This is a genomic window from Agrobacterium sp. MA01, assembly GCF_009650195.1.
In the GTDB taxonomy this organism is placed as follows: Bacteria; Pseudomonadota; Alphaproteobacteria; order Rhizobiales; family Rhizobiaceae; genus Allorhizobium.
In genome coordinates, this window is the sequence record NZ_CP045854.1 from 1366408 (window position 1) to 1390964 (window position 24557).

General features: G+C 61.3%; 20 protein-coding genes. 9 read left to right on the plus strand and 11 right to left on the minus strand.

Annotated features, from left to right (window positions below):
• Positions 1-45 precede the first annotated feature (45 nt).
• The 6 genes from mce (at position 46) to dnaE (ending at position 8627) form a co-directional block, all read left to right on the plus strand.
• Positions 46-450 (plus strand): methylmalonyl-CoA epimerase, encoded by a 405-nt coding sequence (gene mce, locus GH983_RS06625; RefSeq protein ID WP_054150633.1) that lies wholly within the window; start codon positions 46-48, stop codon positions 448-450.
• Positions 451-605: 155 nt separating this feature from the next.
• Positions 606-884, plus strand: coding sequence for a DUF1467 family protein (locus GH983_RS06630; protein WP_054150634.1), 279 nt, complete (start codon positions 606-608; stop codon positions 882-884).
• A 503-nt stretch (positions 885-1387) separates the two neighbouring features.
• Positions 1388-2710: a proline--tRNA ligase gene (proS, locus tag GH983_RS06635; protein WP_153761982.1), complete on the plus strand. Its 1323-nt coding sequence runs from the start codon at positions 1388-1390 to the stop codon at positions 2708-2710.
• A gap of 64 nt (positions 2711-2774) precedes the next feature.
• Complete coding sequence (locus GH983_RS06640; RefSeq protein ID WP_153761983.1) at positions 2775-4082, plus strand: lipoprotein-releasing ABC transporter permease subunit; 1308 nt, start codon at positions 2775-2777, stop codon at positions 4080-4082.
• A 14-nt stretch (positions 4083-4096) separates the two neighbouring features.
• Positions 4097-4786: an ABC transporter ATP-binding protein gene (locus GH983_RS06645; RefSeq protein WP_153761984.1), complete on the plus strand. Its 690-nt coding sequence runs from the start codon at positions 4097-4099 to the stop codon at positions 4784-4786.
• Positions 4787-5126: 340 nt separating this feature from the next.
• Complete coding sequence (gene dnaE, locus GH983_RS06650; RefSeq protein WP_153761985.1) at positions 5127-8627, plus strand: DNA polymerase III subunit alpha; 3501 nt, start codon at positions 5127-5129, stop codon at positions 8625-8627.
• A gap of 3 nt (positions 8628-8630) precedes the next feature.
• Here dnaE and GH983_RS06655 read toward each other — a convergent pair whose 3' ends face one another.
• From GH983_RS06655 to GH983_RS06675, 5 genes are all read right to left on the minus strand, one after another.
• Positions 8631-9863 (minus strand): L,D-transpeptidase, encoded by a 1233-nt coding sequence (locus tag GH983_RS06655; RefSeq protein ID WP_153761986.1) that lies wholly within the window; start codon positions 9861-9863, stop codon positions 8631-8633.
• Between the two features lie 139 nt (positions 9864-10002).
• Positions 10003-10734 carry a YoaK family protein gene (locus GH983_RS06660; protein ID WP_246727513.1) on the minus strand — a complete coding sequence of 244 codons (732 nt, stop codon included), beginning with the start codon at positions 10732-10734 and terminating at the stop codon, positions 10003-10005.
• 71 nt (positions 10735-10805) lie between these two features.
• Complete coding sequence (locus GH983_RS06665) at positions 10806-12089, minus strand: DNA polymerase IV (protein WP_153761988.1); 1284 nt, start codon at positions 12087-12089, stop codon at positions 10806-10808.
• Between the two features lie 90 nt (positions 12090-12179).
• Positions 12180-12815, minus strand: a complete 636-nt coding sequence (locus GH983_RS06670; protein WP_153761989.1) for a hypothetical protein — start codon at positions 12813-12815, stop codon at positions 12180-12182.
• Positions 12815-13108 (minus strand): DUF3572 domain-containing protein, encoded by a 294-nt coding sequence (locus GH983_RS06675; protein WP_054150643.1) that lies wholly within the window; start codon positions 13106-13108, stop codon positions 12815-12817. Before GH983_RS06675 ends, GH983_RS06670 begins: the two co-directional genes overlap by 1 nt.
• Positions 13109-13246: 138 nt before the next feature.
• On the opposite strand from GH983_RS06675, the gene GH983_RS06680 reads away from it, so the two are divergent.
• Together GH983_RS06680 and GH983_RS06685 are read left to right on the plus strand one after the other, a co-directional pair.
• The gene (locus GH983_RS06680) at positions 13247-13618 is read left to right on the plus strand and encodes a response regulator (RefSeq protein ID WP_054150644.1); all 372 of its coding nucleotides are present in this window, start codon (positions 13247-13249) and stop codon (positions 13616-13618) included.
• Between the two features lie 12 nt (positions 13619-13630).
• A complete protein-coding gene (locus GH983_RS06685) occupies positions 13631-15004 on the plus strand; it encodes a PleD family two-component system response regulator (RefSeq protein WP_054150645.1) in 1374 nt (457 codons plus the stop codon).
• A gap of 751 nt (positions 15005-15755) precedes the next feature.
• Here the strand turns inward: GH983_RS06685 and rpmG are convergent.
• The 5 genes from rpmG to topA form a co-directional block, all read right to left on the minus strand.
• Complete coding sequence (rpmG, locus tag GH983_RS06690) at positions 15756-15923, minus strand: 50S ribosomal protein L33 (protein WP_006727600.1); 168 nt, start codon at positions 15921-15923, stop codon at positions 15756-15758.
• Positions 15924-16013: 90 nt separating this feature from the next.
• Positions 16014-17198 (minus strand): MFS transporter, encoded by a 1185-nt coding sequence (locus tag GH983_RS06695; protein ID WP_054150646.1) that lies wholly within the window; start codon positions 17196-17198, stop codon positions 16014-16016.
• Positions 17199-17437: 239 nt separating this feature from the next.
• Positions 17438-17887: a DUF983 domain-containing protein gene (locus GH983_RS06700; protein WP_153761990.1), complete on the minus strand. Its 450-nt coding sequence runs from the start codon at positions 17885-17887 to the stop codon at positions 17438-17440.
• 23 nt (positions 17888-17910) lie between these two features.
• Entirely contained in the window at positions 17911-20133 is a 2223-nt protein-coding gene (rnr, locus tag GH983_RS06705) for a ribonuclease R (protein ID WP_246727552.1), read from the minus strand.
• 137 nt (positions 20134-20270) lie between these two features.
• A complete protein-coding gene (topA, locus tag GH983_RS06710) occupies positions 20271-22970 on the minus strand; it encodes a type I DNA topoisomerase (RefSeq protein WP_153761992.1) in 2700 nt (899 codons plus the stop codon).
• Between the two features lie 245 nt (positions 22971-23215).
• On the opposite strand from topA, the gene GH983_RS06715 reads away from it, so the two are divergent.
• Positions 23216-23449, plus strand: coding sequence for a hypothetical protein (locus GH983_RS06715; RefSeq protein ID WP_054150650.1), 234 nt, complete (start codon positions 23216-23218; stop codon positions 23447-23449).
• Here the strand turns inward: GH983_RS06715 and dprA are convergent.
• Positions 23402-24556: a DNA-processing protein DprA gene (gene dprA, locus GH983_RS06720; RefSeq protein WP_153761993.1), complete on the minus strand. Its 1155-nt coding sequence runs from the start codon at positions 24554-24556 to the stop codon at positions 23402-23404. The genes GH983_RS06715 and dprA overlap by 48 nt on opposite strands.
• Between the last annotated feature and the right edge of the window lies 1 nt (position 24557).

Below are 24557 nucleotides of genomic sequence, written 5' to 3' on the forward strand. Positions count from 1 at the left end.
GGGCAGGGATGGCCTAATCTTAGCCCGCAATGACTGGAGGAAGACATGCTCGGCCGCGTCAATCACATCGCCATCGCCGTTCCGGATCTCACGGCCGCGACCGCGAGTTATCGTGATACGCTCGGCGCCAAGGTGTCCCAGGCACAGGCGCTTCCCGAGCATGGTGTGACCGTCGTTTTCGTCGAACTCGAGAACACCAAGGTCGAACTTCTCGAACCGCTTGGCGAGAATTCGCCGATTGCCGCCTTCCTTGAGAAGGCTCCCTCGGGCGGCATGCACCACATCTGCTACGAGGTCGCCGATATCCTTGCCGCCCGCGACCAGCTCTCAGCATCCGGAGCTCGTGTACTCGGCAGTGGCGAGCCGAAGATCGGCGCCCATGGCAAGCCGGTCCTGTTTCTGCATCCCAAGGATTTCTTCGGCACCCTGATCGAGCTCGAACAGGTCTGAGGCCCATTCACGAACCGATGAAGTCTTGTTGATCGCGGCTCGGACGGGCCTGCGACGCTTTTGTCTTTGTGCCCGGGAGCTTCCGCGATTATAGGGAGAGAAAGAGCGGCGCAGGCGTAACGTTTGGCGCCATCTCATGTCTGGAGCGAAACATCATGGCGATCCTGTCGGGACTGGCGGTCTATTTTGTGATCTGGTGGCTGGTGCTGTTTGCGGTGCTGCCTATCGGCCTTCGCACCCAGGACGAGGATCAGAACGTCGTGCCGGGAACTGTGGCCAGTGCTCCCACCCGCTTCCGTGCGGCGCGCATCTTCCTGACCACTTCCATCGTCTCTGCACTGATCTATGGCGCCTGGTATGTCGCCGGCACTTATTTTGGCATCAGCTTCAACGATCTGCCGGTCATCATGCCGGGCGTTGAGCCGCAAGGCTGATCGGCGCCTCTCAGCGCCCCCATTCCGTCGACTAGGCAAAAAAAAACAAGGTCAAAAGACCTTGTTCGAAGCTTCGCGTGATCCTTCACCAATTAAGGGGCTGCGAACGGGCGCGCCTAGATCTGATCCTCCCAAGACTTGACCGCGAGTGTGGCAAAGATTTGTACTCCCTGCCTCTTTTATGGGCTGAACCTAGCCCAATCAGTGACCCTTGTCACCCCTGAATCTTGCAGATTTGTTACACCCATCCAAAAAAAATTCCTCATGTCGCTTTGTCGCATAAGCGTCATGGAATGATCTGATTTTTAGGTTTCGACGTCGCAATCACGTGTCCCCTGCGCGGCCCAATGGCGCGCTTGAGGTGCCGGCTGTGGGCGAGGGCAGCGAACGGCGCTTGCGGGTTTTCTTCTCATGTCCAACCGGCTATGAACGCTTCCTGACATCCCGTTTCAATCGCTGATTCCGCCTGATTTGGCGGCATCGATAACCATCTGGAATTCGTTATGCGTCTGTCGCGCTACTTCATGCCGATCCTGAAGGAAAACCCCAAGGAAGCCGAGATCGTCTCCCACCGCCTGATGCTGCGGACGGGCATGATCCGCCAGCAGAGCCAGGGGATCTATTCCTGGCTGCCGCTCGGCAAGCGCGTGCTCGACAAGGTCAACGCCATCATCCGCGAAGAGCAGAACCGCGCCGGCGCCATCGAACTCTCCATGCCGACACTGCAGTCGGCCGAGCTCTGGCAGGAAAGCGGTCGTTACGAGGATTACGGCAAGGAAATGCTGCGCATTCGCGACCGGCAGGACCGTCCGATGCTCTATGGCCCGACCAACGAAGAGATGATCACCGACATCTTCCGCTCGTCGGTCAAGTCCTACAAGAGCCTGCCGCTCAACCTCTACCACATCCAGCTGAAGTTCCGCGACGAGATCCGCCCGCGTTTCGGCACCATGCGCTCGCGCGAATTCCTGATGAAGGATGCCTATTCCTTCGACCTGACCCAGGCCGACGCGATCCATTCCTATAACAAGATGTTCGTCGCTTACCTGCGCACCTTCGATCGCCTCGGTCTGCGCGCCATCCCGATGCGCGCCGACACCGGCCCAATCGGCGGCAATCACAGCCACGAATTCATCATTCTGGCCGACACCGGCGAATCTGAAGTCTATTGCCACAAGAGCTTCGTCGATTTCGACATTCCGTCTGCCGACACCGATTTCGACAGCGTTGATGGCCTGCAGTCCGTTTTTGACAAGTGGACCTCGGTTTACGCCGCCACCTCCGAAATGCATGACGAAGCCGCCTTTGACGCCATCGGCGAGAATGATCGTCTCTCGGCGCGCGGCATCGAGGTCGGTCACATCTTCTATTTCGGCACCAAATATTCCGAGCCAATGGGCGCCAAGGTGCAAGGGCCCGACGGCAAGGAGCATCTTGTCCACATGGGTTCCTACGGTATCGGCCCGACGCGCCTTGTTCCGGCCATCATCGAAGCCTCGCATGACGAGAACGGAATCATCTGGCCGGCTTCGGTCGCGCCTTTCGATGCTGTTGTCATCAACATGAAGCCGGGTGACGAGGCTTGCGACACGACCTGCGACCGCCTCTACGTCGCGCTGCAGAATGCTGGCAAGGACGTGCTCTACGACGACACCGACGATCGTGCAGGCACGAAGTTCGCGACCGCCGATCTGATCGGCGTGCCGGTCCAGGTCATTGCGGGCCCGCGTGCCGTCGCTGCCGGCGAAGTCGAGCTCAAGGACCGCAAGACCGGTGCCCGTGAGACGCTGACGATCGAAGCGGCGATCAACAAGCTGACGGCCTGAGGCAAAAGCCTTACGCCGAACCAAGGTCGGGTTTTAAGACTTGATCACGAGGCAAGGAGAGACCATGGCGACGACGGCCGTTGGCAAAGAGACGGTGGACACGGACAAGGCCGCATCAGCGCGCGCCTTTTCCGGCTTTGAACGCATGGTGGCCTGGCGCTATCTGCGCGCCCGGCGCAAGGAAGCCTTCATTTCCGTCATTGCTGGCTTCTCCTTCATCGGCATCATGCTCGGTGTGGCGACGCTGATCATCGTCATGGCGGTGATGAACGGCTTCCGCACCGAACTCGTCTCGCGCATTCTCGGCATCAATGGCCACATGATCGTTCAGGCTGTGGATCAGCCGCTGAGCGATTATGCGGGGCTTGCCGAGCGCTTTGCTGCCGTTCCGGGCGTCACCATGGCGCTGCCGCTGGTTGAAGGCCAGACGCTTGCCTCGGGGCGCCAGGGCGCTGGCACGGGTGCGCTGGTGCGCGGCATCCGTCCGGATGACCTGACCAAGCTCACCGTCGTCTCCTCCAATATCCGACAGGGTGACATGGTCGGCTTTGCCACGGGGCAGGGCGTGCTGATCGGCTCGCGCATGGCAGCACAGCTGGGGCTCTCGGCCGGTGATACGATTACGCTGGTTTCGCCCGAAGGCGACATCACGCCGCTCGGCGTCAATCCGCGCGTGAAGTCCTACCCCGTTGCGGCCATCTTCGAGATCGGCATGTCGGAATATGATGCGTCGATCATCTATATGCCGCTTGAGGAATCGCAGCTCTATTTCAACGTCGAAGGCATCGTGCAGTCGATCGAGCTCTTCATTTCGGATCCTGACGCAGTCGACGAACTGCGCCCGCTGATCGAGGAAGCCGCCGGCCGCCAGATCTTCCTGACCGACTGGCGCCAGCGCAACCAGACCTTCTTCTCGGCGCTCCAGGTCGAGCGCAATGTCATGTTCATGATCCTGACGCTGATCGTTCTCGTGGCGGCACTCAACATCATCTCCGGTCTGATCATGCTGGTGAAGGACAAGGCGAGCGACATCGCGATCCTGCGCACCATGGGCGCGACATCGGGCGCCATCATGCGCATCTTCTTCATGACGGGTGCAGCGATCGGCACGGCCGGCACGCTTGCCGGCGTCGTGATGGGTGTGGTCGTGTGTCTCAACATCGAAAGCATCCGCCAGTTCTTCTCCTGGGTGTCGGGAACGATGCTCTTCGATCCCGAGCTTTATTTCCTGAGCCAGCTGCCGGCGGACATGAATGCGAGTGAGACCATCTCGGTGGTCATCATGGCGCTCAGCCTGTCCTTCATGGCCACCATCTTCCCGGCCTGGCGGGCCTCGCGCCTGGATCCTGTCCAGGCCCTGCGTTACGAATGAGGATGCCGAAATCAATGGCAAAAGACGTGGTTCTCTCGCTTGCCGGCATCGATCGCCATTACGGTCAGGGCGAAACCGTGCTCTCGATCCTGAAAGGTGCGGACTTTACCTTGCGCACTGGCGAGACCGTGGCGCTGGTCGCCCCGTCGGGCACCGGCAAGTCTACGCTTCTGCATGTTGCCGGGCTTCTTGAGCACCCTGATGGCGGCGACGTGACGGTTGGCGGCGTTGCCTGCCAGGAACTGGGCGACGAGCAGCGCACCGCAATTCGCCGAAAGTCGATCGGCTTCGTCTATCAGTTCCACCATCTGCTGCCTGAATTCACCGCGCTGGAAAACGTGATGATGCCGCAGCTGATCGCCGGACTCACCAAGCCGGAGGCCGCCGAACGCGCCAAGCAGCTTCTCGACTATATGCGTGTCGGCAATCGCCCCGATCACCGCCCGGCCGAACTCTCCGGCGGCGAACAGCAGCGCGTGGCGATCGCCCGCGCAGTCGCCAACGCACCGCTGGTGCTGCTTGCCGACGAACCGACCGGCAACCTCGATCCCGAGACGGCAAGTTATGTCTTCTCGGCGCTCGAAGCACTGGTCCGCCAGTCTGGTTTGTCAGCGATGATTGCGACCCACAATCACGACATCGCCCGCCGGATGGACCGCTGCGTCACCCTTGTCGATGGCAAGGTCGTCGAACTCCAGGTCTGACCTCTCTCCAGTTTCTGTCTTCTTTCCGGATGGCCTTGCGCCTCGGTGGAATTTGTTCCGCCGAGGTTGCGGTTTTTTTAGGTTGACATTGGAACAAGAGCGGAACAAAATAAAAACATAAAGGGACAAGGAGACAGAAATGACCGAAATTCTTCGTGACGTTGCTGCATTTGCCTCGATGGCCGTTTTTGTATCCAGCATGGCGCTGCTGATGATGGCGCTCTGATACTGCGGGCGGCAAAGCTGGTGAGGAAGGCTTTGCCGCCCGACTTCCTTCTGGACTTCGTGAGCCTGAAAGCCGAAAATCCCGACCGATTCAGAAATCAGGGAATGAAGCGGTATGGGCGAGGACAGCGTCGACAGGCAGGCGTCCGGTGGACTGGGTGATGGCCCGGGATTCGTGCACTTGCGGGTGCATTCTGCCTATTCGCTGCTTGAGGGCGCTCTGCCGCTCAAGAAGATCCTTGGCAAAGCTGTCGCCGACGACCAGCCGGCGATCGCGATCACTGACACAAACAATCTTTTCGTTGCGCTCGAGTTTTCCCAGAAGGCGCTCGGCGATGGCATCCAGCCGATCATCGGCTGCCAGCTGTCGATCGACATGGAAGATTCGACCGGCGAGAAGCGTGGCGGTAATGGCCACATGCCGGATCTGCCGTCGGTTGTGGTCCTGGCCTCCGACGCTGACGGCTATGAGCGCCTCGTCGATCTCGTCAGCCGGGCCTATCTCGGCGGCGACGCGGGGCAGCCGACCCATGTAAAGCTTTCCTGGCTCGAAGAGAGCGGCACCGAGGGCCTGATCCTGTTGACGGGCGCCGGTGGCGGGCCGGTCGATCGTATCCTCAAAGACGGTCACAAGACCCAGGCCGAAAGCCGCCTCGTCGCATTGAAGCACCTGTTCGGCGATCGCCTTTATGTAGAACTGCAGCGCCATGGCGACTATGATCGCACGCATGAGCTGCGCATGGTCCAGCTCGCCTATGAGCATGATCTGCCGCTGGTCGCGACCAACGAGGCTTTCTTCCCGGCCCGCGACGATTACGATGCCCATGACGCCCTGATGGCGGTCGCTCACAATGCCATCGTCTCGAACGATGACCGCTTCCGCCTGACCCCCGATCATTATCTGAAGAGCCGGGCGGACATGATGAAGCTCTTCGCCGACCTGCCGGAAGCGCTGGAGAATTCCGTCGAGATCGCCCGTCGCTGCTGCTTCGTTCTCGATACCCGCAAGCCCATCTTGCCGCGCTTTACCGGTGGCAGCGACGATCCAGAAGAAGCCGAACGAGAGGAAGCACTCGAGCTGCGCCGTCAGGCGGAGGAGGGGCTCGACCAGCGTCTGGCAGCCCTCGGCATGGCGCCGGGCTACGAGGAAAAGGATTATCGCGACCGGCTGGAGTTCGAGCTCTCGGTCATCGAACGCATGAAGTTCCCAGGCTACTTCCTGATCGTTTCGGACTTCATCAAATGGGCGAAACAGCATGACATCCCGGTCGGTCCGGGCCGTGGTTCGGGTGCGGGCTCGCTCGTCGCCTATGCCCTGACCATCACCGACGTCGATCCCTTGCGCTTCTCGCTGCTCTTCGAACGCTTCCTCAACCCGGAACGCGTCTCGATGCCCGACTTCGACATCGACTTCTGTCAGGAGCGCCGCGAAGAGGTCATTCGCTACGTTCAGCGAAAGTATGGTCGCGAGCAGGTGGGCCAGATCATTACCTTCGGTTCGTTGCAGGCCCGCGCGGCCCTGCGCGACGTCGGCCGCGTGCTGGAAATGCCCTATGGCCAGGTCGACAAGATCTGCAAGCTGGTGCCGAACAATCCTGCCAATCCGACGCCGCTCTCAAAGGCGATCGAGGAGGAGCCCAAGCTTCAAGAGGCTGCCGAGGAGGAGCCCGTGGTGGCGCGGCTTCTTGAGATAGCCCAGAAGATCGAGGGTCTCTACCGCCACGCCTCGACCCACGCTGCCGGTATCGTCATCGGCGATCGTCCGCTGTCGAAGCTGGTGCCGATGTACCGCGATCCGCGCTCCGACATGCCGGTGACCCAGTTCAACATGAAATGGGTCGAACAAGCCGGTCTCGTTAAGTTCGACTTCCTCGGCCTGAAGACGCTGACTGTCCTGAAGACGGCTGTCGATTTCGTCGAGGAGCAGCGTGGCCACAAGGTCGATCTCGCGGCCATTCCGCTCGATGACACCTTGACCTACGAAATGCTCTCGCGTGGTGAAACGGTCGGCGTGTTCCAGGTAGAAAGTGCCGGCATGCGCAAGGCCCTGATCGGCATGCGCCCCGACTGCATCGAGGACATCATCGCGCTCGTCGCGCTTTATCGTCCGGGCCCGATGGAAAACATCCCCGTCTACAATGCCCGCAAGCATGGCGAGGAGGAGATCGCCTCGATCCATCCGAAGATCGACTACCTGCTCAAGGAAACTCAGGGCGTTATCGTCTACCAGGAACAGGTCATGCAGATCGCGCAGGTCCTGTCGGGCTACTCGCTCGGCGAAGCCGACCTTTTGCGCCGCGCCATGGGTAAGAAGATCAAGGCGGAGATGGACCAGCAGTCGGTCCGTTTCGTCGACGGCGCGATGAAGAATGGGGTCTCCAAGCCACAGGCGAACAACATCTTCGAACTGCTGGCAAAATTCGCCAACTACGGCTTCAACAAGTCGCACGCCGCAGCCTACGCCATCGTCTCCTATCAGACGGCCTACATGAAGGCTCATTATCCGGTCGAGTTCCTCGCCGCATCGATGACGCTCGACATGTCGAACACCGAAAAGCTCGTCGACTTCCGCCAGGATGCCGGCCGTCTCGGCATCGAAGTCGTGCCGCCTTCCGTCCAGACTTCCTATCGGCACTTCCAGACCGGGCCGAATCGCATCTACTACGCGCTCGCCGCTCTCAAGGGTGTCGGAGAAGGCGCCGTCGATCACATCGTTGAGGTCCGAGGCGACAAGCCTTTCGACAGCATCGAGGATTTCTGCCTCAGGATCGATCCGAAACAGATCAACCGCCGTGTCTTTGAAAGCCTGATCGCCGCCGGTGCCTTTGACTGCTTCGGTCGCGACCGCGCCGAACTCGTCGGCAGCATCGATCGCATCATGGGTTATGCCCAGCGGGCCCAGGAAAATGCCGTCAGCGGCCAGTCCGACATGTTCGGCTCCGGCGGTGCAAGCGGGCCCGAACGGATCGCCTTTGCACCCTATACGCCCTGGCTTTCCTCGGAAAAGCTGATGCGGGAATTCCAGGTGCTCGGCTTCTATCTCTCCGCTCACCCCCTCGACGCATACAGAGACCTGCTCGACAAACTGCGCGTCCAGAATTTCGCGGATTTCTCTGTTGCCGTAAAGCAGGGCGCCTCCGCCGGCCGGCTCGCCGGCACCGTCATCTCTCGCCAGGAGCGCAAGACCCGCACCGGCAACAAGATGGGCATCATTACCTTCTCGGATGCCTCCGGCCAGTATGAAGCGGTTCTTTTCTCGGAAGGTCTCAACCAGTATCGCGACCTGCTTGAGGCCGGCAAGTCGCTGGTGCTGACCGTGCAGGCGGAAGAGCGCCCCGAGGGCATCGGCCTGCGCATCCAGACGGCGCAGTCGCTCGAAGAACAGTCGATCCGCATGCAGAAGGCGATGCGCGTCTTCGTCCGGGATTCCGGTCCCTTGCGCGCCGTCGCTGCACATCTGAACGCAAGGGGCGACGGGCTTGTCTCCTTCATCGTGATCAAGGATGAAGGCCAGCGTGAAATCGAGGTGGAACTGACGGAGCGCTTCCGCATCTCCCCGGAGATCGCCGCCGCGATGCGCTCCACCCCCGGTGTTCTCGACGTAGAACTGGTCTGATCGTCAGGCCTGCGGCTTCGAACGCGTCACGGTGATGAAGTCTGTCCCGTCGCCGGTCTCCGGGCCGATGCCGGTATCCGAGATGGTGATCGAGGATCCCTCGCTCAGCATGGTTTCGATGCGGGCACGCACGTCGTCCGGGATGACGATGCGCGACAGCGCTGCCTCGGCCGAGAAGATCGACTTGTCGTCCGCCGGGGTGACGATGCCAAGACGCTTCTGCGTCGATGCAGGAAGGTGGTCATCGAGCGTCACGCCACGCCATTCGGCCTTGCGCTTGTAGCGATCGACAGCAGTCGCTTCGATGAAATGGGTGCCAAGCGCCTTCTCTGGCTCCCGGATGTTGACGGGGGCTGAAAAGAGTGGCGCGAATTTCTGCCGGATCATCAGCTGGCCCGTCGGCGGGTGGTCCTCGCCGGCCTGCATATAGAGCGTCCCGAGAAAAGTCTCAGACAGGATCTGTGCGTCCTTTGCTATCTCATGCTTCTCCTTGAACGCATTGATTGCCGCAATGGTCCGCGTGCCGAGCAAGCCATCGGAAACGCCGGCATCGAAGCCGAGCGTGCCGAGAAGCCGCTGGACGTCGGACACGACGTCGCGCTGGGTGCGTCGTGTAATCAGAATACGCAGCGGAGGTGGTTCCTCGATCGTCACCTTTGTCTCGGCGCCGCTGCGCGGTGGAACTGCGTTCATGGCCACTTCGACGGGGCCCAGCCCCGCCTCGACACGTCCGGGCCTGAGCTCTACGTCCGACAGCAGCCCACCATCGTCAACCGGGAGGCGCGGCGTGAACAGATTGGCGTGGGTGATGGACTTTGGCGCTATGGCATCGTCGGTGATGATCACATGCGCGCCGCGCTCGGTCATGGAAAAGAGCGTCTTGGCGAAGCCGTTCGGCAGGCGCACGCAACCATGCGAGGCCGGATAGCCGGGCAGCTTGCCCTCGTGCAACGCGATGCCCGACCAGGTCAGACGTTGCATGAAGGGCATGGGCGCGTTCGAATAGAGGTTGGACTCGTGATACTTGCGCTTCTCCAGGATCGAGAAGATCCCCGATGGCGTGGTATGTCCGGGCTTGCCGGTCGAGACTTTTGTCGTCGCCACCACCTCGTCACCGTCGTAGACGGTCAGCGTCTGTTCCGCCTTTGAGATATAGATCTGGAGCGGACCATCGGCGGCAAGCGCCGTGCTGGACATGAGAGACAGGCTGACGGCGAGGGCGAAACGCTGAAACATGGTCGACCATTTGAAACGCAATACACAAGCAGTCGCAGTCTAAGCGACGATGTTTAAGAAAAGTTTCGCGAAAAGCCGTTGCGTTGCTACTCACGCGGCTGTGATCGTGTTTCCACACTTGTCACGAGCTGTGACTTGTTCACGGGGTGGCTGTCTGCCGCGATCGCAGTTGCGGTGAGACGACCACGAGCAGCAGGGCCGCAAGCGGCAGGGAAAAGGCATGGCCGATATGCTTGAAGCCGAGAGCACCGACGAGGCCGCCGACGAAGAACATGCCAACGATGGGCAGTAGGATGCCGAGCTTGCGGCCGTCCGTTGCAAGCGGTGGATGATCGAGGAGCCGGACGATCCGGCCATAGGCGAGCTTGCCGAATTCGATGCCGACATCGGTAATCATGCCGGTCAGGTGGGTGGTGCGGATGCGGGCGCCGGAGATCTTGGTGATCGTCGCGTTCTGGAGGCCCATCACGAAGCAGAGGAGAAGGGCCGTCACCGCTGCGGCTGAAGCCGCCGGCACGACGGCGCCGATCCCGGCAAAGGCGATCAGCAGGCCGGATTCGAGCGCCAGCGGATAGGCATATTGCTGTCGGCGCGCATGGCGCCGGGCCCAGTTGATAAGGACTGCCGAGCACGAAGCGCCGAGCGTGAAGCTGACCAGAAGTGCGATGCCGGCGCCGACCAGCCCGAAAAGCCCGAGTGCCAGATTGTCGGCAATCGCGGAGACGATGCCGGTCATGTGCGAGGTGTAGTGACCGATGGCAAGGAAGCCGCCGGCATTCATCGCGCCCGCGACAAAAGCCAGGATGATGCCGAGCAACAGGTCGTTAGGCCGCGTGCGGCGATGGGCGGCAGCAAAACGCAAGAGCCGCATGTATCCGCCCTGGCGCCCTGGGAGCCGGCTGTGATCCGTGATGATGGAGGGTGCCTGCGCCACGTAGTCGCCTATCGTTTGGACGGGAAAGTGTAACCCGTCTGAACCGTACCCTTGCCGAACTTGTCGCGCAATTTGTCCATCGCCGCCTCCGCCGCTGCCCGCCGCGCCGCCTGGGCGTCAACGAGGTCAGGCGGGTCGGCAAGCATCGGATCCTGCAAATCGCTGACGCCGATGCCGATCAGCCGGAATCGCGTTCCATCCGTTTCCTTCTCCAGCAGCGACATGCCGGTGCGGAAGATCCGATCGGCCAGCTGGGTGGGGTCATCCAGCCGTCGATTGCGCGTCCTGAGCTTGAAATCGGTCGTCTTGAGCTTCAGGACGACCGTCTGCCCGGCGATATCGTGTCGCTTCAGTCGCCATGCGACTTTCTCGGACAAGGCCCGCAAATGCACCACGAGATCGTCGAGCCGGTGAATGTCGTCGAAGAAGGTCGTCTCGGCCGAGACGCTTTTGGCCGGGTCGTTCGGATGCACCGTCCGCTCGTCGATGCCGCGGGACAGACGCGCCAGACGCTGCCCCATCGAGCCATAGCGGCGCATGAGATCGCTCTCGTCCATCACCTGGAGCTGGCCGATGGTCCGGATGCCGTCGGCCTGTAGCGTTGTGGCAAGTGCCTTTCCGACACCCCAGATCATCGTGACCGGCTTGTCGGCAAGGAAGGAGACCGCCTCGGCCTCGCCGATGACGGAGAAACCGCGCGGCTTCTGCAGGTCGGACGCGACCTTGGCGAGGAACTTGCAGTAGGACAGCCCGACGGAAACGGTAATGCCGATCTCCTGCTCGATGCGTCGGGCAAGCCTTGCCAGCACCCGGGCCGGCGGATCGTGATGCAGCAGTTCGGTGCCTCGAAGATCGAGAAAGGCCTCGTCGATCGAGATCGGCTGCACGAGCGGTGTCAGTTCCTCCATCATCGCCCGGATTTCGCGGCCGACGCGCGAATACTTCTCCATGTCGGGCTTGATGACCACGGCCTGCGGACAGGCTTCCAGAGCCTTGAACATCGGCATGGCAGACCGCACCCCATGGATGCGTGCGACGTAGCAGGCGGTGGAGACGACTCCGCGCTTGCCGCCGCCGATGATCACGGGCTTGTCGATCAGCTCCGGATTGTCGCGCTTCTCCACCGAGGCGTAGAAAGCATCACAATCGATATGCGCGATCGACAGGTCGTAGAGTTCGGAATGGTAGACGAGCCTCGGGCTGCCGCAGGAACGACAACGCCGTGCACCATCGGCCTGCCCTGTCAGGCAGTCACGGCAAAAGCCAGGGTGATCAGGAGCAGCGCGCGTCATGGCCAGAACAAAGGTTGAACATTCCCACCATAGGCCGCGCTGCGAATGCAGGCAAGGGCAGCAAGGCCGGGACGAGCGGTTGTCGTTCGGTTAGCCCGCGAAATGCGATCGGATCAGCTCGGACGCCTCCGGCCAGGTGCCGACACGCCGGACCGTTTCGGGTGGCTCGGGTGCGAAGCGGAAGATTTCGAGCGGTGGCGGAAGATAGATCAAAAGGCAGTCTGGCACGTGCTGGCCGACCGAGTGCAGATTGTGCACCATGTCGTCGACGAATGCGACGGGCAGGGGCCGTTCCCCTTGCAACGCCGCGACCATCGGTCCCTTGGCCTCTTCCGTTGCAATCATGGGAAAGGTCAGTGTCAGCTGGTCGAGCAGCCGTCGCCGCACCTCGGCGTGGCGAGGCGGCATGGCAGTGAGGAACACGAGATCCGCATCCTGGCCGAGCGCATGAAGGCTGTCGACCGCATCGGCAAACGGCGTCTGCCAGCGCTCCTGCTCGACGAAGAAATCATCGATCAACGCCTTGACGGCTGGCGCTTCGATCACGCTTTCATCGGCGCCGGTGACGATGTTGCCGGTCAGCTTGAAGGAGCGCGGCAACAGCCTGTGGCCGCGGCTCTGCAGGAAGGCCTCGAACGGTGCGGCGAACTGCAGGACGACATCATCGACATCGCAGACGATCAAAGGCCTGTCCGTCAGGCGGATGTGGTCGAGATCCGTCAGCATCAGAAATCGGCCGAATCGAAGCTCGGACCGGCGTAGCGGTGATAGGCCTCGACCACCGTTTCAGGCTTGGTGTCCGTCGCGGTGCAGAATTCCATCAGCGTCGGTTCGTGCTGCATCAGAAACTCCAGCATGCCGGCGAGAAAGGCCGGGTCGCCGACCGCCTGGCGAAGCTGTGTCGGCTGTACGCCAGACAATGCGAGGAAACGCGACAGCATCTCCGGTTCATTTGCCAACCAGCCAAGCACGGCAACCGCAGTGGCTTCGGCATCGGCAGGTATATCTCTGTTTTTCATAAAGTCTTTTCCTCTTGCCCTGGCAAATTACCGATTTCGAAACCAAATAGCACTAGCATGTTCGCTGACGGAAGACGCAACTCGCGCTGGGTCCGGTGTTCCGGACTGACTGAATGCGCGAGACAAAGGACCGGGTGAATGCCGAAAAAAGTGATGATTGTCGAAGACAACGAGCTCAACATGAAGCTCTTCCGCGATCTGATCGAGGCATCCGGCTATGAGACAGTGCAGACCCGCAACGGCATGGAAGCCATGGATCTCGCCCGGCGCCACCGCCCGGATCTGATCCTGATGGACATCCAGTTGCCGGAGGTCTCAGGACTTGAAGTGACCAAGTGGCTGAAGGACGATCCCGAGCTCCACGTGATCCCTGTGATTGCCGTAACGGCATTCGCCATGAAGGGCGATGAGGAGCGGATCCGGCAGGGTGGCTGTGAGGCCTATGTCTCCAAACCCATCTCGGTCCCCAAGTTTATCGAGACGATCAAGACCTATCTCGGAGATGCGTGAGGACTGACAGCCATGACTGCCCGTATTCTGGTCGTCGATGACATTCCTGCCAACGTCAAGCTGCTCGAAGCGCGGCTGATGGCGGAGTATTTCGACGTGCTGACGGCAAGCAATGGCCGTGATGCGCTGGATATCTGCGATCGCACCCAGGTCGACGTCATCCTCCTCGACATCATGATGCCGGAGATGGACGGATTCGAGGTCTGCGAGCGGCTGAAGTCCAACCCGCGTACGGCGCATATCCCGGTCGTCATGGTCACTGCCCTCGATCAGCCTTCTGATCGTGTCCGCGGTCTGCAGGCCGGTGCCGACGATTTCCTGACGAAGCCGGTCAACGACCTGCAGCTCATCTCCCGGGTGAAGAGCCTGGTGCGCTTGAAGACGCTGACGGACGAGCTGCGCATTCGCCACGACACGACCCGTGAGGCCGGCATCGGTGATGTCTTCAGGCTCCACGAGGGGCGCCTCGAAGAGCAGGCGCAGGTTCTGCTCGTCGACAGCCGCGGTGCCTCCCAGGAGCGCATTATCAAGGCGCTGAAGCCGATTGCCGAAGTCAGCGCCATGTCAGACCCGCAGGCGGCGGTGTTCGAGGCGGCTGAGAACGCTTTCGATCTGGTCATCGTCAACAGCAATCTCGAAGACTACGACCCCTTGCGTCTCTGCTCGCAGATCCGTTCGCTGGAACGCACCCGCTTCATTCCGATTCTCCTGATCACGGAGCAGGGGGATGAGCAGATGATCATCCGGGCGCTTGATCTCGGCGTGAACGACTACATCGTGCGCCCGCTCGATCCCAACGAAATGATCGCCCGCACGCTGACACAGGTTCGCCGCAAGCGCTTCAACGATCGCCTGCGCAACAGTGTGCGTCAGACGATCGAACTTGCCGTCACCGATGGGCTCACGGGCCTCCACAATCGCCGCTATCTCGATACGCATCTGCGCACACTGTTCGCCCGCGCCAAGGTGCGTGGTCGGCCGCTGACGCTATGCATCACCGATATCGACCGCTTCAAGCAGGTGAACGATGTCTACGGGCACGATGCCGGCGACGAAGTGCTGAAGGAGTTTGCCGGCCGGATCCGCTCGACCGTGCGGGGAGCCGATCTTGCCTGCCGTTTTGGCGGCGAGGAATTCGTCGTCGTTATGCCCGACACACCGGCGGAAGTCGCCGCAACCGTTGCCGAGAGGCTGCGTGGCATGATCGAGGCACGGCCCTTCCAGCTTCGATCGGGTGAGACCCCTCTGATGCTGACAGCATCCATGGGCATTGCCACGATCGGTCCCGGTATCGAAACGCCCGAGCAGCTTCTGAAGCAGGCCGACCGGGCTCTCTATGAAGCGAAGAACTCCGGTCGCAACCGCGTCGTGGGCGCTGCTGCTTGACCCCAGGGCCCAAGGGCAGTGACAAATTCTCAAGTTTCGACCGTCGCCCTGAAAGATCTTCACAGCTTTTTCAATTGCCGCCATCCTTGGCATGCCGGGTAAATCTTGCTGACTTTTTGAGCAGTTACAAAACGACTTATTTTTAGCAGCCCGAATAGTATTGAGGCTGATCCTGCCACTGACGCCCGACTGGATCGAGAATGTGCTTACTCGGTTTTGTATTTAATTGAATATTAGGTTCCGCTGTCACTGACTGATCTCACCCGCTCAAGTCAGTCTCTGTGATCTTTCACAACTAAGCTTGAGAACATCCGAAATGTGTCTGCGGTATTCTCAAGTCTCAATGTGTGTAGAACTGACTATCACCTGTGAATCGCAAGTTCATCTGAGCCTAATTTAACCATAAAGCAGCGAAGCCCGGGTAAGCAGTTAATAATCTGTTGATTTTTGTCTCTACTTGAGAGAACTTGCAGCCATCGGACAAGACCCCTTCGGAGGTCATCAATACCCCATGATGCTCAGGTCCGCCGCATCTCCTGGGTCGTGGGGTCGGTCGGTTGGTATGCAACGTCAAAAACGGTTCCTCGTGCCGTGTTGTGTGCCGGCCGACCCCCTAATAGGACACCGGTTTCCGCAAGGAAGCCGGTGTTTTTCGTTTGGCGATATGCCTGGAGCTGGTGGCGTCACTGCAAAAGAAAAAGGCGCGTCGCAGGAAGCGACACGCCTTTTTTGAGAAGCCCTGGATCAAGTCTTACTTGATCTTGGTTTCCTTGAACTCGACATGCTTCTTAGCAACCGGGTCGTACTTGGTCTTCGTCATCTTTTCCGTCATCGTGCGGCTGTTCTTCGTGGTTACGTAGAAGAAACCCGTGTCAGCCGTCGACAGAAGCTTGATCTTGATGGTTGTAGCCTTGGCCATGGTCGTCCTGCCTCTAATAAACGAAGCCGTGGACGACCGAACGAGGCCCACGGCAAATCTGGCGCGAAACTACAAATCGCGCCCGAAAAGTCAAGTGCGTTTCGGCTTAAAAAGCAGGCGTCCCAGGGAAAGCACCACGTAGAGCGCGAAGAAGCCCGCAATTGCCCAGGCAAATCCGTCATTGCCGGTGATATCGATGGCCGCTCCTATGGCCTGAGGACCGGCGACGGTGCCGACAGCATAGCAGAAAATGAAGGCGGCATTGGCCGCCGCGAGGTCGGCGCCGGTGAGTCGCGAGCCGAGATGGCTCAGGCCGACGGTGTAGAGCCCGGCAACGCATCCGCCCCAGAACAGCAGAACGATGGCCATCAGGTGCCAGTGGCCGGACAGCCAGGGTAATGTCAGGGATCCGGCAAGCCCGACAATGGCGAGAATCGACAGAAGCAGGCGCCGGTCACGCATACGGTCGGAGAGCAACCCCAGCGGGATCTGGAAGATCATGTTGCCGACACCCATGACCGTCAGGAGAAGCGCTGCCTGCGTCTCTGTAAAGCCGCTGCGGGTGGCATAGATCGGGAAGAGGGAAAGGCCGCCGGCTTCGACTGCCCCGAAGACGAAAACGGCAACCGTCGCTGTCGGTACCAGGAAGATGTAGCGGAAGAAATGCATCTCCGGCTTTTCGCTCAGCACCGGGCTTTCGTTGCGGGCGATGTAGATCGGAATGGCGGCCGCGAGGATCGCGATGGCGCCGACCCCAAAGGGCAGGAGCCCGTCGCTCCCCAGCACGGAAAAGAGCAGTGGACCACAGGCAAATCCGACGGCCAGCATGGTGGCGTAGATGCCCATCACGAGGCCGCGCTTGCGCGAAGGGGCCGCCGCATTGATCCAGAACTCGGAGAGGATGAAGAGTGTCGTGGTCGCACCGTGAAACACGATGCGCAGCGGAAACCACATCCAGAACTGTTCGGCATAATAGAAGCCGATCGCGCTCACTGCCGACAGGACTACGGCCCAGAGCATGGTCGGCACGACGCCGAGCTTGTGGGCGAGTTTGGTGGTCACGGGAGCAGCCGCCATGGCGGCGATCCCGGCCATCGCCGAGTTGAGACCGATCAGCGTCGAGGAGATGCCGCGCTTTTCGAGAATGATGCTGAGCAGCGGCAGGCCGAGGCCAATTGCAATGCCCACAGCCGAAATCGCTGAAATCGCTGCGAAAAGCGAGGGCCAGTGGATTTCGTCGCGATCGCCGTTCAGGCCGACATTCGTCTCAGACATCGGACACCCGGTCGCTCATGTCGCATTCCGGCCTGAGGCATGACCGCAGGCGCGCAGGTGTCGAAATCTGTGATGGCATCGGCGCGTACCAGCTCCTGGGCATAGTCGATCGGCGCGGCATGTTCAGACTGGAAACCGCACGCCTGTCAAGCGCTTCTGATCTCACGGTACGAATCAAGACTGCGCCTCTGGGCGACGTTTAACGAAAAACCGCCACAGCCGCGTGACGGATCGATGACTCAGTCGCGGGCGTCCTTGAAGGTTTCTGGCGCGTCATCATGCCCACCGAATCCGTGCATCCGCAGTGCCCATTGCAGCCCGACCACTCCGCCTTTGATCGGCTGCAGGCAGAGCAGGGACGTAACGACGCCGATCGGTGCCCAGATGGCAAAGTGCACCCAGGCAGGCAGAACGAAGACCAGATCGGTGGCCATGAAGCCGCCGACCAGGACGTGGCCGAGAATGAGAATTACGAGATAGGCCGGCAGGTCGTCCGCCCGATGGTGATGATAATCCTCGCCGCAAGCCGCGCAGTTATCCACCACCTTGAGATAGCTGCGGAAGAGCTTGCCCGAGCCGCAGGACGGACATTGATTGAGCATGCCGCGCTTGATCGAGCGACCGAGCGGGCGATCGGCCTTCTCGCCGCCGCCGTACTGGATCGTTGCCTGGGTCTGGTTGCCGCTCATGTCATGCCTCCGGGGCGAAAGTGTCAACGTCGCGAGCGCGGCGGACGTGTGCCGGGCTGCTTGTGCCCGTTCCGCCGTCCTGCCTTGTGGAAGGAACGCGTCGCCACCGGCATCTTGCGTCCCTCGCTCAGCATCTCGAAGCGCAGCGCGCCGGCCAGTGGCACCGCTTCAACAAGCTTGACCTCGACGATGTCGCCGAGCTGATAACCGAGCCCGGACTTCTCGCCCGTCAGGGCCTGATGCGCTTCGTCGTAGATATAGTAGTCCCGGCCCAGCGTGGAAACCGGGATGAAGCCATCTGCGCCAAATTGCGGCAGGGCGACGAAAAGGCCGGACTTGGTCACGCCCCGGATCTGTCCCTCGAACTCATCGCCGATACGCCCGGCAAGATGATGCGCGATCAAGCGGTTAACCGTGTCGCGCTCGGCCGCCATCGCGCGGCGCTCGAAGGTCGAGATCTCAGCCGCGATGTCCTCGAGGCTTGCTTCCTCGTCCGGCGTGATGCCGCCTTCGCCCAAACCAAGCGAACCCACCAGCGCCCTGTGAACGATGAGGTCGGCATAACGGCGGATCGGCGAGGTGAAGTGGGCGTATTTCATCAGGTTGAGGCCGAAATGGCCGATATTGTCGGGGCTGTAGATCGCCTGGCTCTGACTGCGCAGCACCATCTCGTTGACAATGACCTGATGCGGCGTGTCTTCGGCTTTCGCCAGAATGCCATTGAACGAGTTGGAGCGCATGTTGCCGCCCTTGACCAGCGACATGCCGAGCGTGGCGAGGAACTCCCGCAAAACTTCCTGCTTGGCGAGCGTCGGCGCGTCATGGATCCGGTAGATCAGCGCCTGCCGCTTCTTCTCCAGCGTCTCGGCAGCCGCGACGTTCGCCTGGATCATCATCTCTTCGATCAGCTTGTGCGCATCAAGCCTCTCGGGCACATGCACGCGATCGACCGTGCCGTCCTCCTTGAGGATGATCTTGCGCTCCGGCATGTCGAGCTCGAGCGGCTGGCGACGGTCACGGCCGCGCTTCATCACGGCATAGGCATGCCACAGGGGCTTCAGGATCGGCTCCAGGAGGGGCCCGGTCTTGTCGTCGGTCTTGCCGTCGATTGCCGCCTGCGCCTGCTGGTATGAGAGTTTCGCCGCGCTCTTCATCATGATGCGGTGGAAGGTATGGCTCGCCTTGCGGCCCTCATGCGAGAAGACCATGCGCACGGCAAGCGCCGGCCGGTCGACGCCCTCGCGCAGCGAGCAGAGATCGTTGGAGATCCGTTCGGGAAGCATCGGCACGACGCGATCAGGGAAATAGACGGAATTGCCGCGTTTCAGAGCTTCGCGATCCAGCGCCGATTTCGGCCGGATGTAATAGGAGACATCGGCGATGGCCACCGTCACGATCACGCCATCAGGATTGTCGGGCGAGGTGTCGAGTTCGGCATAGACGGCGTCGTCATGGTCCTTGGCGTCATGCGGGTCGATGGTGATGAGCGGCAGGTCGCGCCAGTCCTCGCGATGCGACATGGACGCGGGCTTGGCGTCCTCGGCCTCCGATATTACCGACTGCGGGAAGATATGCGGAATGCCATGGGCGTGGATCGCGATCATCGAGATCGCCTTTTCCGAGGCAACCGAGCCGACGACGTTGAGCACCTTGGCCCGCGTCAGGCCGAAACGGCTGGCACGCGCGACTTCCACCTCGACCAGATCACCATCCTTGGCCTCGCCGATGTCGCTGGCGTCGATCTGCATTTCCTCGCCGCGGCGCTCGATCGGCATCAGGCGTGCCCCACCGTCAGGCATCATCCGCACCACGCCCATCACGGCACCGACATGACGATCGAGGATCTTGATCACACGGGCGGTATAGGCTGGACCGGATCGGTCCTTGTTGGCGAAGATCTTGGCAAGCACCCGGTCGCCGAGGCCCCCAACAGGCGTCTTGCCCTTGGAACGGTCGGAACTCGACTGGCGGATCAAAACAGCTGGCGCCGCCCCCGCCTCTTCGGGCCACTCGGCCGGCCTGCCGATCAGCTCACCGTCCTTGTCACGTGTCGTGATATCGAGAACCGTGACGGGGGGCAGGGCGCCGGGTCGTGTCAGGGACTTGCGGCTCTTCTGCACGAGGCCGTCTTCTTCGAGATCCTTCAGCGCCTGCTTGAGTTCGACCCGCTGCTCGCCCTTCAGCCCGAAGGCCTTCGCGATCTCGCGCTTCGACGCGCGATCCGGATTGTCGGTGATGAACTGCATGAGCACTTCACGGGGAGGCACTTCCCCGTGGATGAGGGCGGTGGGGTTTTCGCTCCTCGCCTTGGCCGCGCCTTCCGCACGCCGGCTCTTGCGGTTGCCGGAGCCGGGTGTCTCGGAGGGGTCGCGGTGTCTCTTGCTCAAGTCGCACTCTTCTTCGTTGTCTTTGCCTTCGTGGCCGTTTTGGCCGGCGCCTTCTTGGTGGCAGCGGCCTTCGGCTTGGCGGCCGTCTTCTTCGGCTTTTCCGCCGCACCGTCGTCCGACTTCGCCTTGGCAGACTTGGCCGGAGCCTTCTTGGTCTTGCTCTTGCCGCCGCCATCCTTGGCCGCCCGCTCGGCGATCAGCACAAGCGCTTCCTCGACGGTGACGCTTTGCGGGTCCTTGCCCTTCGTCAGGGTGGCATTCACCTTGCCCCAATTGACGTAGGGACCGAAACGACCTTCGCGGACCGTCATCGCTCCACCGTCAGGATGCTCTCCGAGTTCCTTAAGCGCAACCGCCGCCGTGCGGCCACGGCCGCCCGGATTGGCCTTCTTTTCGGCGAGGACGGTCACGGCGCGGTTGAGGCCGATCGACAGCACGTCCTCAATACCTTCGAGATTGGCATAGGTGCCGTCATGCAGCACGAAGGGCCCGTAGCGCCCGAGACCGGCCGAAATCATCTTGCCGGTTTCCGGATGCGCACCCACGTCGCGCGGCAGCGACAGCAGAGAAAGCGCCTTTTCGAAATCGATATCCGCTGGCGCCCATCCCTTCGGCAGCGAGGAGCGCTTGGCTTCCTTGCCGTCGCCCCGCTGGACGTAAGGCCCGAACCGGCCCGAACGTAGCGTGATCTCTTCTTCGGTGACCGGGTCTTTCCCAAGTGCCCGCGGCTCATTGCCACCGGCTTCGGCTTCGGCACCACCTTCGGAGGACAGCTGGCGGGTGAAGTTGCACTCCGGATAGTTCGAGCAGCCGACAAAGGCGCCGTACTTGCCGAGCTTCAGCGACAGATTACCGGTGCCGCAGACCTGGCAGATGCGCGGATCGGATCCGTCCTCGCGCTTCGGGAAGACGAGCGGCGCAAGCGCCTCGTTCAGCGCGTCGAGCACGTTGGTGACGCGCAACTCCTTCGTGTCTTCGATCTGGGCGAAGAAATCCTGCCAGAAGGCGCGCAACACGTCCTTCCAGTTGAGCTCACCGGCCGAGATCTTGTCGAGCTTCTCCTCGAGCTCGGCGGTGAAGTCATATTCGACATACTTGTTGAAGAAGTTCTCCAGGAAGGCCGTGACCAGACGCCCCTTCGAATGCGGGATCAGCTTGCGCTTGTCCATGACCACATATTCGCGGTCGCTCAGCGTCTTGAGCGTCGCTGCATAGGTCGAAGGGCGGCCGATGCCGAGCTCTTCCATCTTCTTGATCAGCGAGGCTTCCGAATAACGCGGCGGCGGCTCGGTGAAATGCTGGCTGGAATTCACCTTTTGCTTGGCCAGTGCCTCGCGGGCATTGATCTCGGGCAGACGACCATCCTCGTCGTCACCATCCTCGGGCGCCTCGCCTTCCTCGCGCTGGTCCGTATAGGCGGCAATGAAACCGTCGAAACGAATGACGGAACCGACGGCGCGCAGGCCTGCCTTCTCGCCCTTGTTGTCTGCGAGGATCTCGACCGTCGTGCGCTCGATTTCGGCGGACGCCATCTGGCTCGCAATGCCGCGCTTCCAGATCAGGTCGTAGAGCCGCATCTGGTCGCTGTCGAGGAAGCGGCGAAGCTTGTCCGGCGAGCGGTTGAAGTCGGTCGGACGGATGGCTTCGTGGGCTTCCTGGGCGTTCTTCGCCTTGGTGGAATAGAGGCGCGCCTTCTCCGGCACATAGCGCGGGCCGAACTGGTCGAGCACGGCTGCACGCGCCGCCTCGATCGCTTCGGGCGCCATCTGCACGCCATCGGTACGCATATAGGTAATGAGACCGACGGTTTCGCCGCCAATGTCGATGCCTTCATAGAGCTTCTGGGCGATCTGCATGGTGCGCGACGCAGAGAAGCCGAGCTTCGAGGATGCGGCCTGCTGCAGCGTGGACGTGGTGAAGGGCGGGCCAGGATTGCGCTTGACCGGCTTTGCCTCGACGCTGTCAACAGCGAAGGCTGCACCCTCGAGCAATGCCTTGATGCCTGAGGCCTGGTCGCCATTGGTCACCGAGTTGCGCTGCATGCGCTTGCCGAGATGCGAGACAAGCCTTGCCTCGAACTCGTCACCGCGCGGCGTCTTCAGCAGCGCGGAAATGTTCCAGTATTCCTCGGCGACGAAACGTTCGATCTCGTTTTCGCGGTCGCAGACGAGGCGCAGCGCCACAGACTGCACGCGACCGGCTGAGCGCGCACCCGGCAGCTTGCGCCAGAGAACCGGCGACAGATTGAAGCCGACGAGATAATCGAGTGCACGGCGCGCCAGGTAGGCGTCGACCAGCGGCGTGTCGATATCGCGCGGATTGGCCATGGCGTCGAGCACGGCCTTCTTGGTGATCGCGTTGAAGACGACGCGCTTCACAGGCTTGTCGCCGATCACCTTCTTCTTTTTCAGAAGGTCGAGCACGTGCCAGGAAATCGCTTCCCCTTCGCGATCAGGGTCGGTCGCGAGAAACAGGCCGTCGGAGGACTTCACCGCATCGGCAATGTCCTTCATGCGTTTTTGCGAGGCGGCATCGACCTCCCAGAACATCTCGAAATCCTGGTCCGGCAGAACGGAGCCATCCTTGGCCGGCAGATCGCGCACATGGCCGAACGAGGCGAGCACCTTGTATCCGGGACCCAGATACTTGTTGATCGTCTTGGCCTTGGCCGGGGATTCTACGACTACGACGTTCATTGGACAACTATACCTTCAACGCATCCGATCAGCGGCACCGCACCACAGTCTTCGGAACACGGTTTTCCGACATGGAGGGCGAAACGGCTGCGGTCAAGAGGCGGGGCCTATTTTCCGACCTGTGAATATATGCAACCGGAGAGGGATCATAGGTAGATTGCAATCTTAGATAAATGATCTATTGTATTTTACAGGGCATGGCGAGGCTGGGTTGTGATGGCCTCCGGTGAAGACGGACAAATGCGATGGCACGAGACACAGCCGACACGAACGGTCGCGGAACCCGCACGATGGAAAACATCGCCTACATCCGCCAGATGCTCGCCGAGTTGCGGCTTGTTGCCGAAAATGAAGGCGCCGAGATGCTCTGTTATCTGATCGAGATGGCCTATGTCGAAGCCGGCGATGTCCAGTCCGGTCGCCGCGCGCTTTCAATCCATCATGCTCAGCGAGACAAACCCTCCCGCATGCCGCTCTAGCCGTCCGGCAATATCGAGCTCCAGCAAGACCAGATAGACCGAAGACGCCGGCAAGGCTGTGTGGCGGATGATATCGTCGATCTCGACGGGCGTCGGGCCAAGCGCCTGCACGATGACGAGGCGTTCGTTGTCATTCGGCGGAGGTGCAAGCGGTCTCTCGCCGGGCTCGTCAGCAGGCTCGTCTGCTTCGTTCGGACTGAAGAGGTCGAGCTCGGAGATCGGAGCCAGCGCCCGCAGCACATCCTGTGGTCTGGTGGTGACGGTCGCCCCATCCTTGAGCAAGCCGTTGGTGCCCTCGCAGCGCGGATCGAGCGGTGAGCCGGGAACGGCAAAGACCTGCCGACCGAATTCTCCCGCAAGTCTTGCGGTGATCAGCGAACCGGAGCGTGCAGCCGCTTCGATCACCACCACACCCAGAGCCACGCCGGCGATCAGCCGGTTGCGTCGGGGAAAATCCCGTGCCCGCGGTTCCCAGCCGAAGGGCATTTCGGAAATGGCGAGGCCGCGACCGCTGCAGATCTGGTCCAGCAGATCGACATTCTCGGGCGGGTAGGGTTGGTCAAGACCGCCCGCCATGGCCGCGATCGTGCCGGTGTCGAGGCTGGCCCGATGCGCTGATGCGTCGATGCCGCGGGCAAGGCCCGACACGATCGCATAGCCGGCACGCCCGATCTCCCCCGCCATCATCGCTGCGAACTTCGCACCGCTGATCGAGGCATTGCGCGATCCGACGATGCCGACTGCCGGGAGGGTCGCGACGTCTAGGTCGCCCTTGACGGCAAGCAGGGGAGGGGCTGCGTCGATCTGTCTGAGCGCTGCCGGATAGTCGGGCTCGCCGATGCCGATGAAGCGGGCCCCGAAACGCGAGGCCGTCTCGATTTCGCGCTCGGCCTCACCGACGGTTGCGATACGAATGCTGCGGGTCGATCCGCCGCGCCTTGAGAGTTCTGGAAGGGCTTCGAGCGCCGTTTCGGCCGAGCCGAAGTGGTTGATCAAGTCCCGAAAGGTTGCGGGGCCGACATTATCGCTGCGGATGAGCCTCAGCCAGGCGATCCTCTGGCGGTCCGTCAGCGCAATCCCCTTTCGTCTTGCGCTTCCTGACCCCATG

Bases quoted from the DNA above. Each gene is read 5' to 3' on its own strand.
- mce (WP_054150633.1), top strand. From the start codon at position 46: ATGCTCGGCCGCGTCAATCACATCGCCATCGCCGTTCCGGATCTCACG.
- GH983_RS06630 (WP_054150634.1), top strand. From the start codon at position 606: ATGGCGATCCTGTCGGGACTGGCGGTCTATTTTGTGATCTGGTGGCTG.
- proS (WP_153761982.1), top strand. From the start codon at position 1,388: ATGCGTCTGTCGCGCTACTTCATGCCGATCCTGAAGGAAAACCCCAAG.
- GH983_RS06640 (WP_153761983.1), top strand. From the start codon at position 2,775: ATGGCGACGACGGCCGTTGGCAAAGAGACGGTGGACACGGACAAGGCC.
- GH983_RS06645 (WP_153761984.1), top strand. From the start codon at position 4,097: ATGGCAAAAGACGTGGTTCTCTCGCTTGCCGGCATCGATCGCCATTAC.
- dnaE (WP_153761985.1), top strand. From the start codon at position 5,127: ATGGGCGAGGACAGCGTCGACAGGCAGGCGTCCGGTGGACTGGGTGAT.
- GH983_RS06655 (WP_153761986.1), bottom strand. From the start codon at position 9,863: ATGTTTCAGCGTTTCGCCCTCGCCGTCAGCCTGTCTCTCATGTCCAGC.
- GH983_RS06660 (WP_246727513.1), bottom strand. From the start codon at position 10,734: ATGCGGCTCTTGCGTTTTGCTGCCGCCCATCGCCGCACGCGGCCTAAC.
- GH983_RS06665 (WP_153761988.1), bottom strand. From the start codon at position 12,089: ATGACGCGCGCTGCTCCTGATCACCCTGGCTTTTGCCGTGACTGCCTG.
- GH983_RS06670 (WP_153761989.1), bottom strand. From the start codon at position 12,815: ATGCTGACGGATCTCGACCACATCCGCCTGACGGACAGGCCTTTGATC.
- GH983_RS06675 (WP_054150643.1), bottom strand. From the start codon at position 13,108: ATGAAAAACAGAGATATACCTGCCGATGCCGAAGCCACTGCGGTTGCC.
- GH983_RS06680 (WP_054150644.1), top strand. From the start codon at position 13,247: ATGCCGAAAAAAGTGATGATTGTCGAAGACAACGAGCTCAACATGAAG.
- GH983_RS06685 (WP_054150645.1), top strand. From the start codon at position 13,631: ATGACTGCCCGTATTCTGGTCGTCGATGACATTCCTGCCAACGTCAAG.
- rpmG (WP_006727600.1), bottom strand. From the start codon at position 15,923: ATGGCCAAGGCTACAACCATCAAGATCAAGCTTCTGTCGACGGCTGAC.
- GH983_RS06695 (WP_054150646.1), bottom strand. From the start codon at position 17,198: ATGTCTGAGACGAATGTCGGCCTGAACGGCGATCGCGACGAAATCCAC.
- GH983_RS06700 (WP_153761990.1), bottom strand. From the start codon at position 17,887: ATGAGCGGCAACCAGACCCAGGCAACGATCCAGTACGGCGGCGGCGAG.
- rnr (WP_246727552.1), bottom strand. From the start codon at position 20,133: ATGCAGTTCATCACCGACAATCCGGATCGCGCGTCGAAGCGCGAGATC.
- topA (WP_153761992.1), bottom strand. From the start codon at position 22,970: ATGAACGTCGTAGTCGTAGAATCCCCGGCCAAGGCCAAGACGATCAAC.
- GH983_RS06715 (WP_054150650.1), top strand. From the start codon at position 23,216: ATGGCACGAGACACAGCCGACACGAACGGTCGCGGAACCCGCACGATG.
- dprA (WP_153761993.1), bottom strand. From the start codon at position 24,556: ATGGGGTCAGGAAGCGCAAGACGAAAGGGGATTGCGCTGACGGACCGC.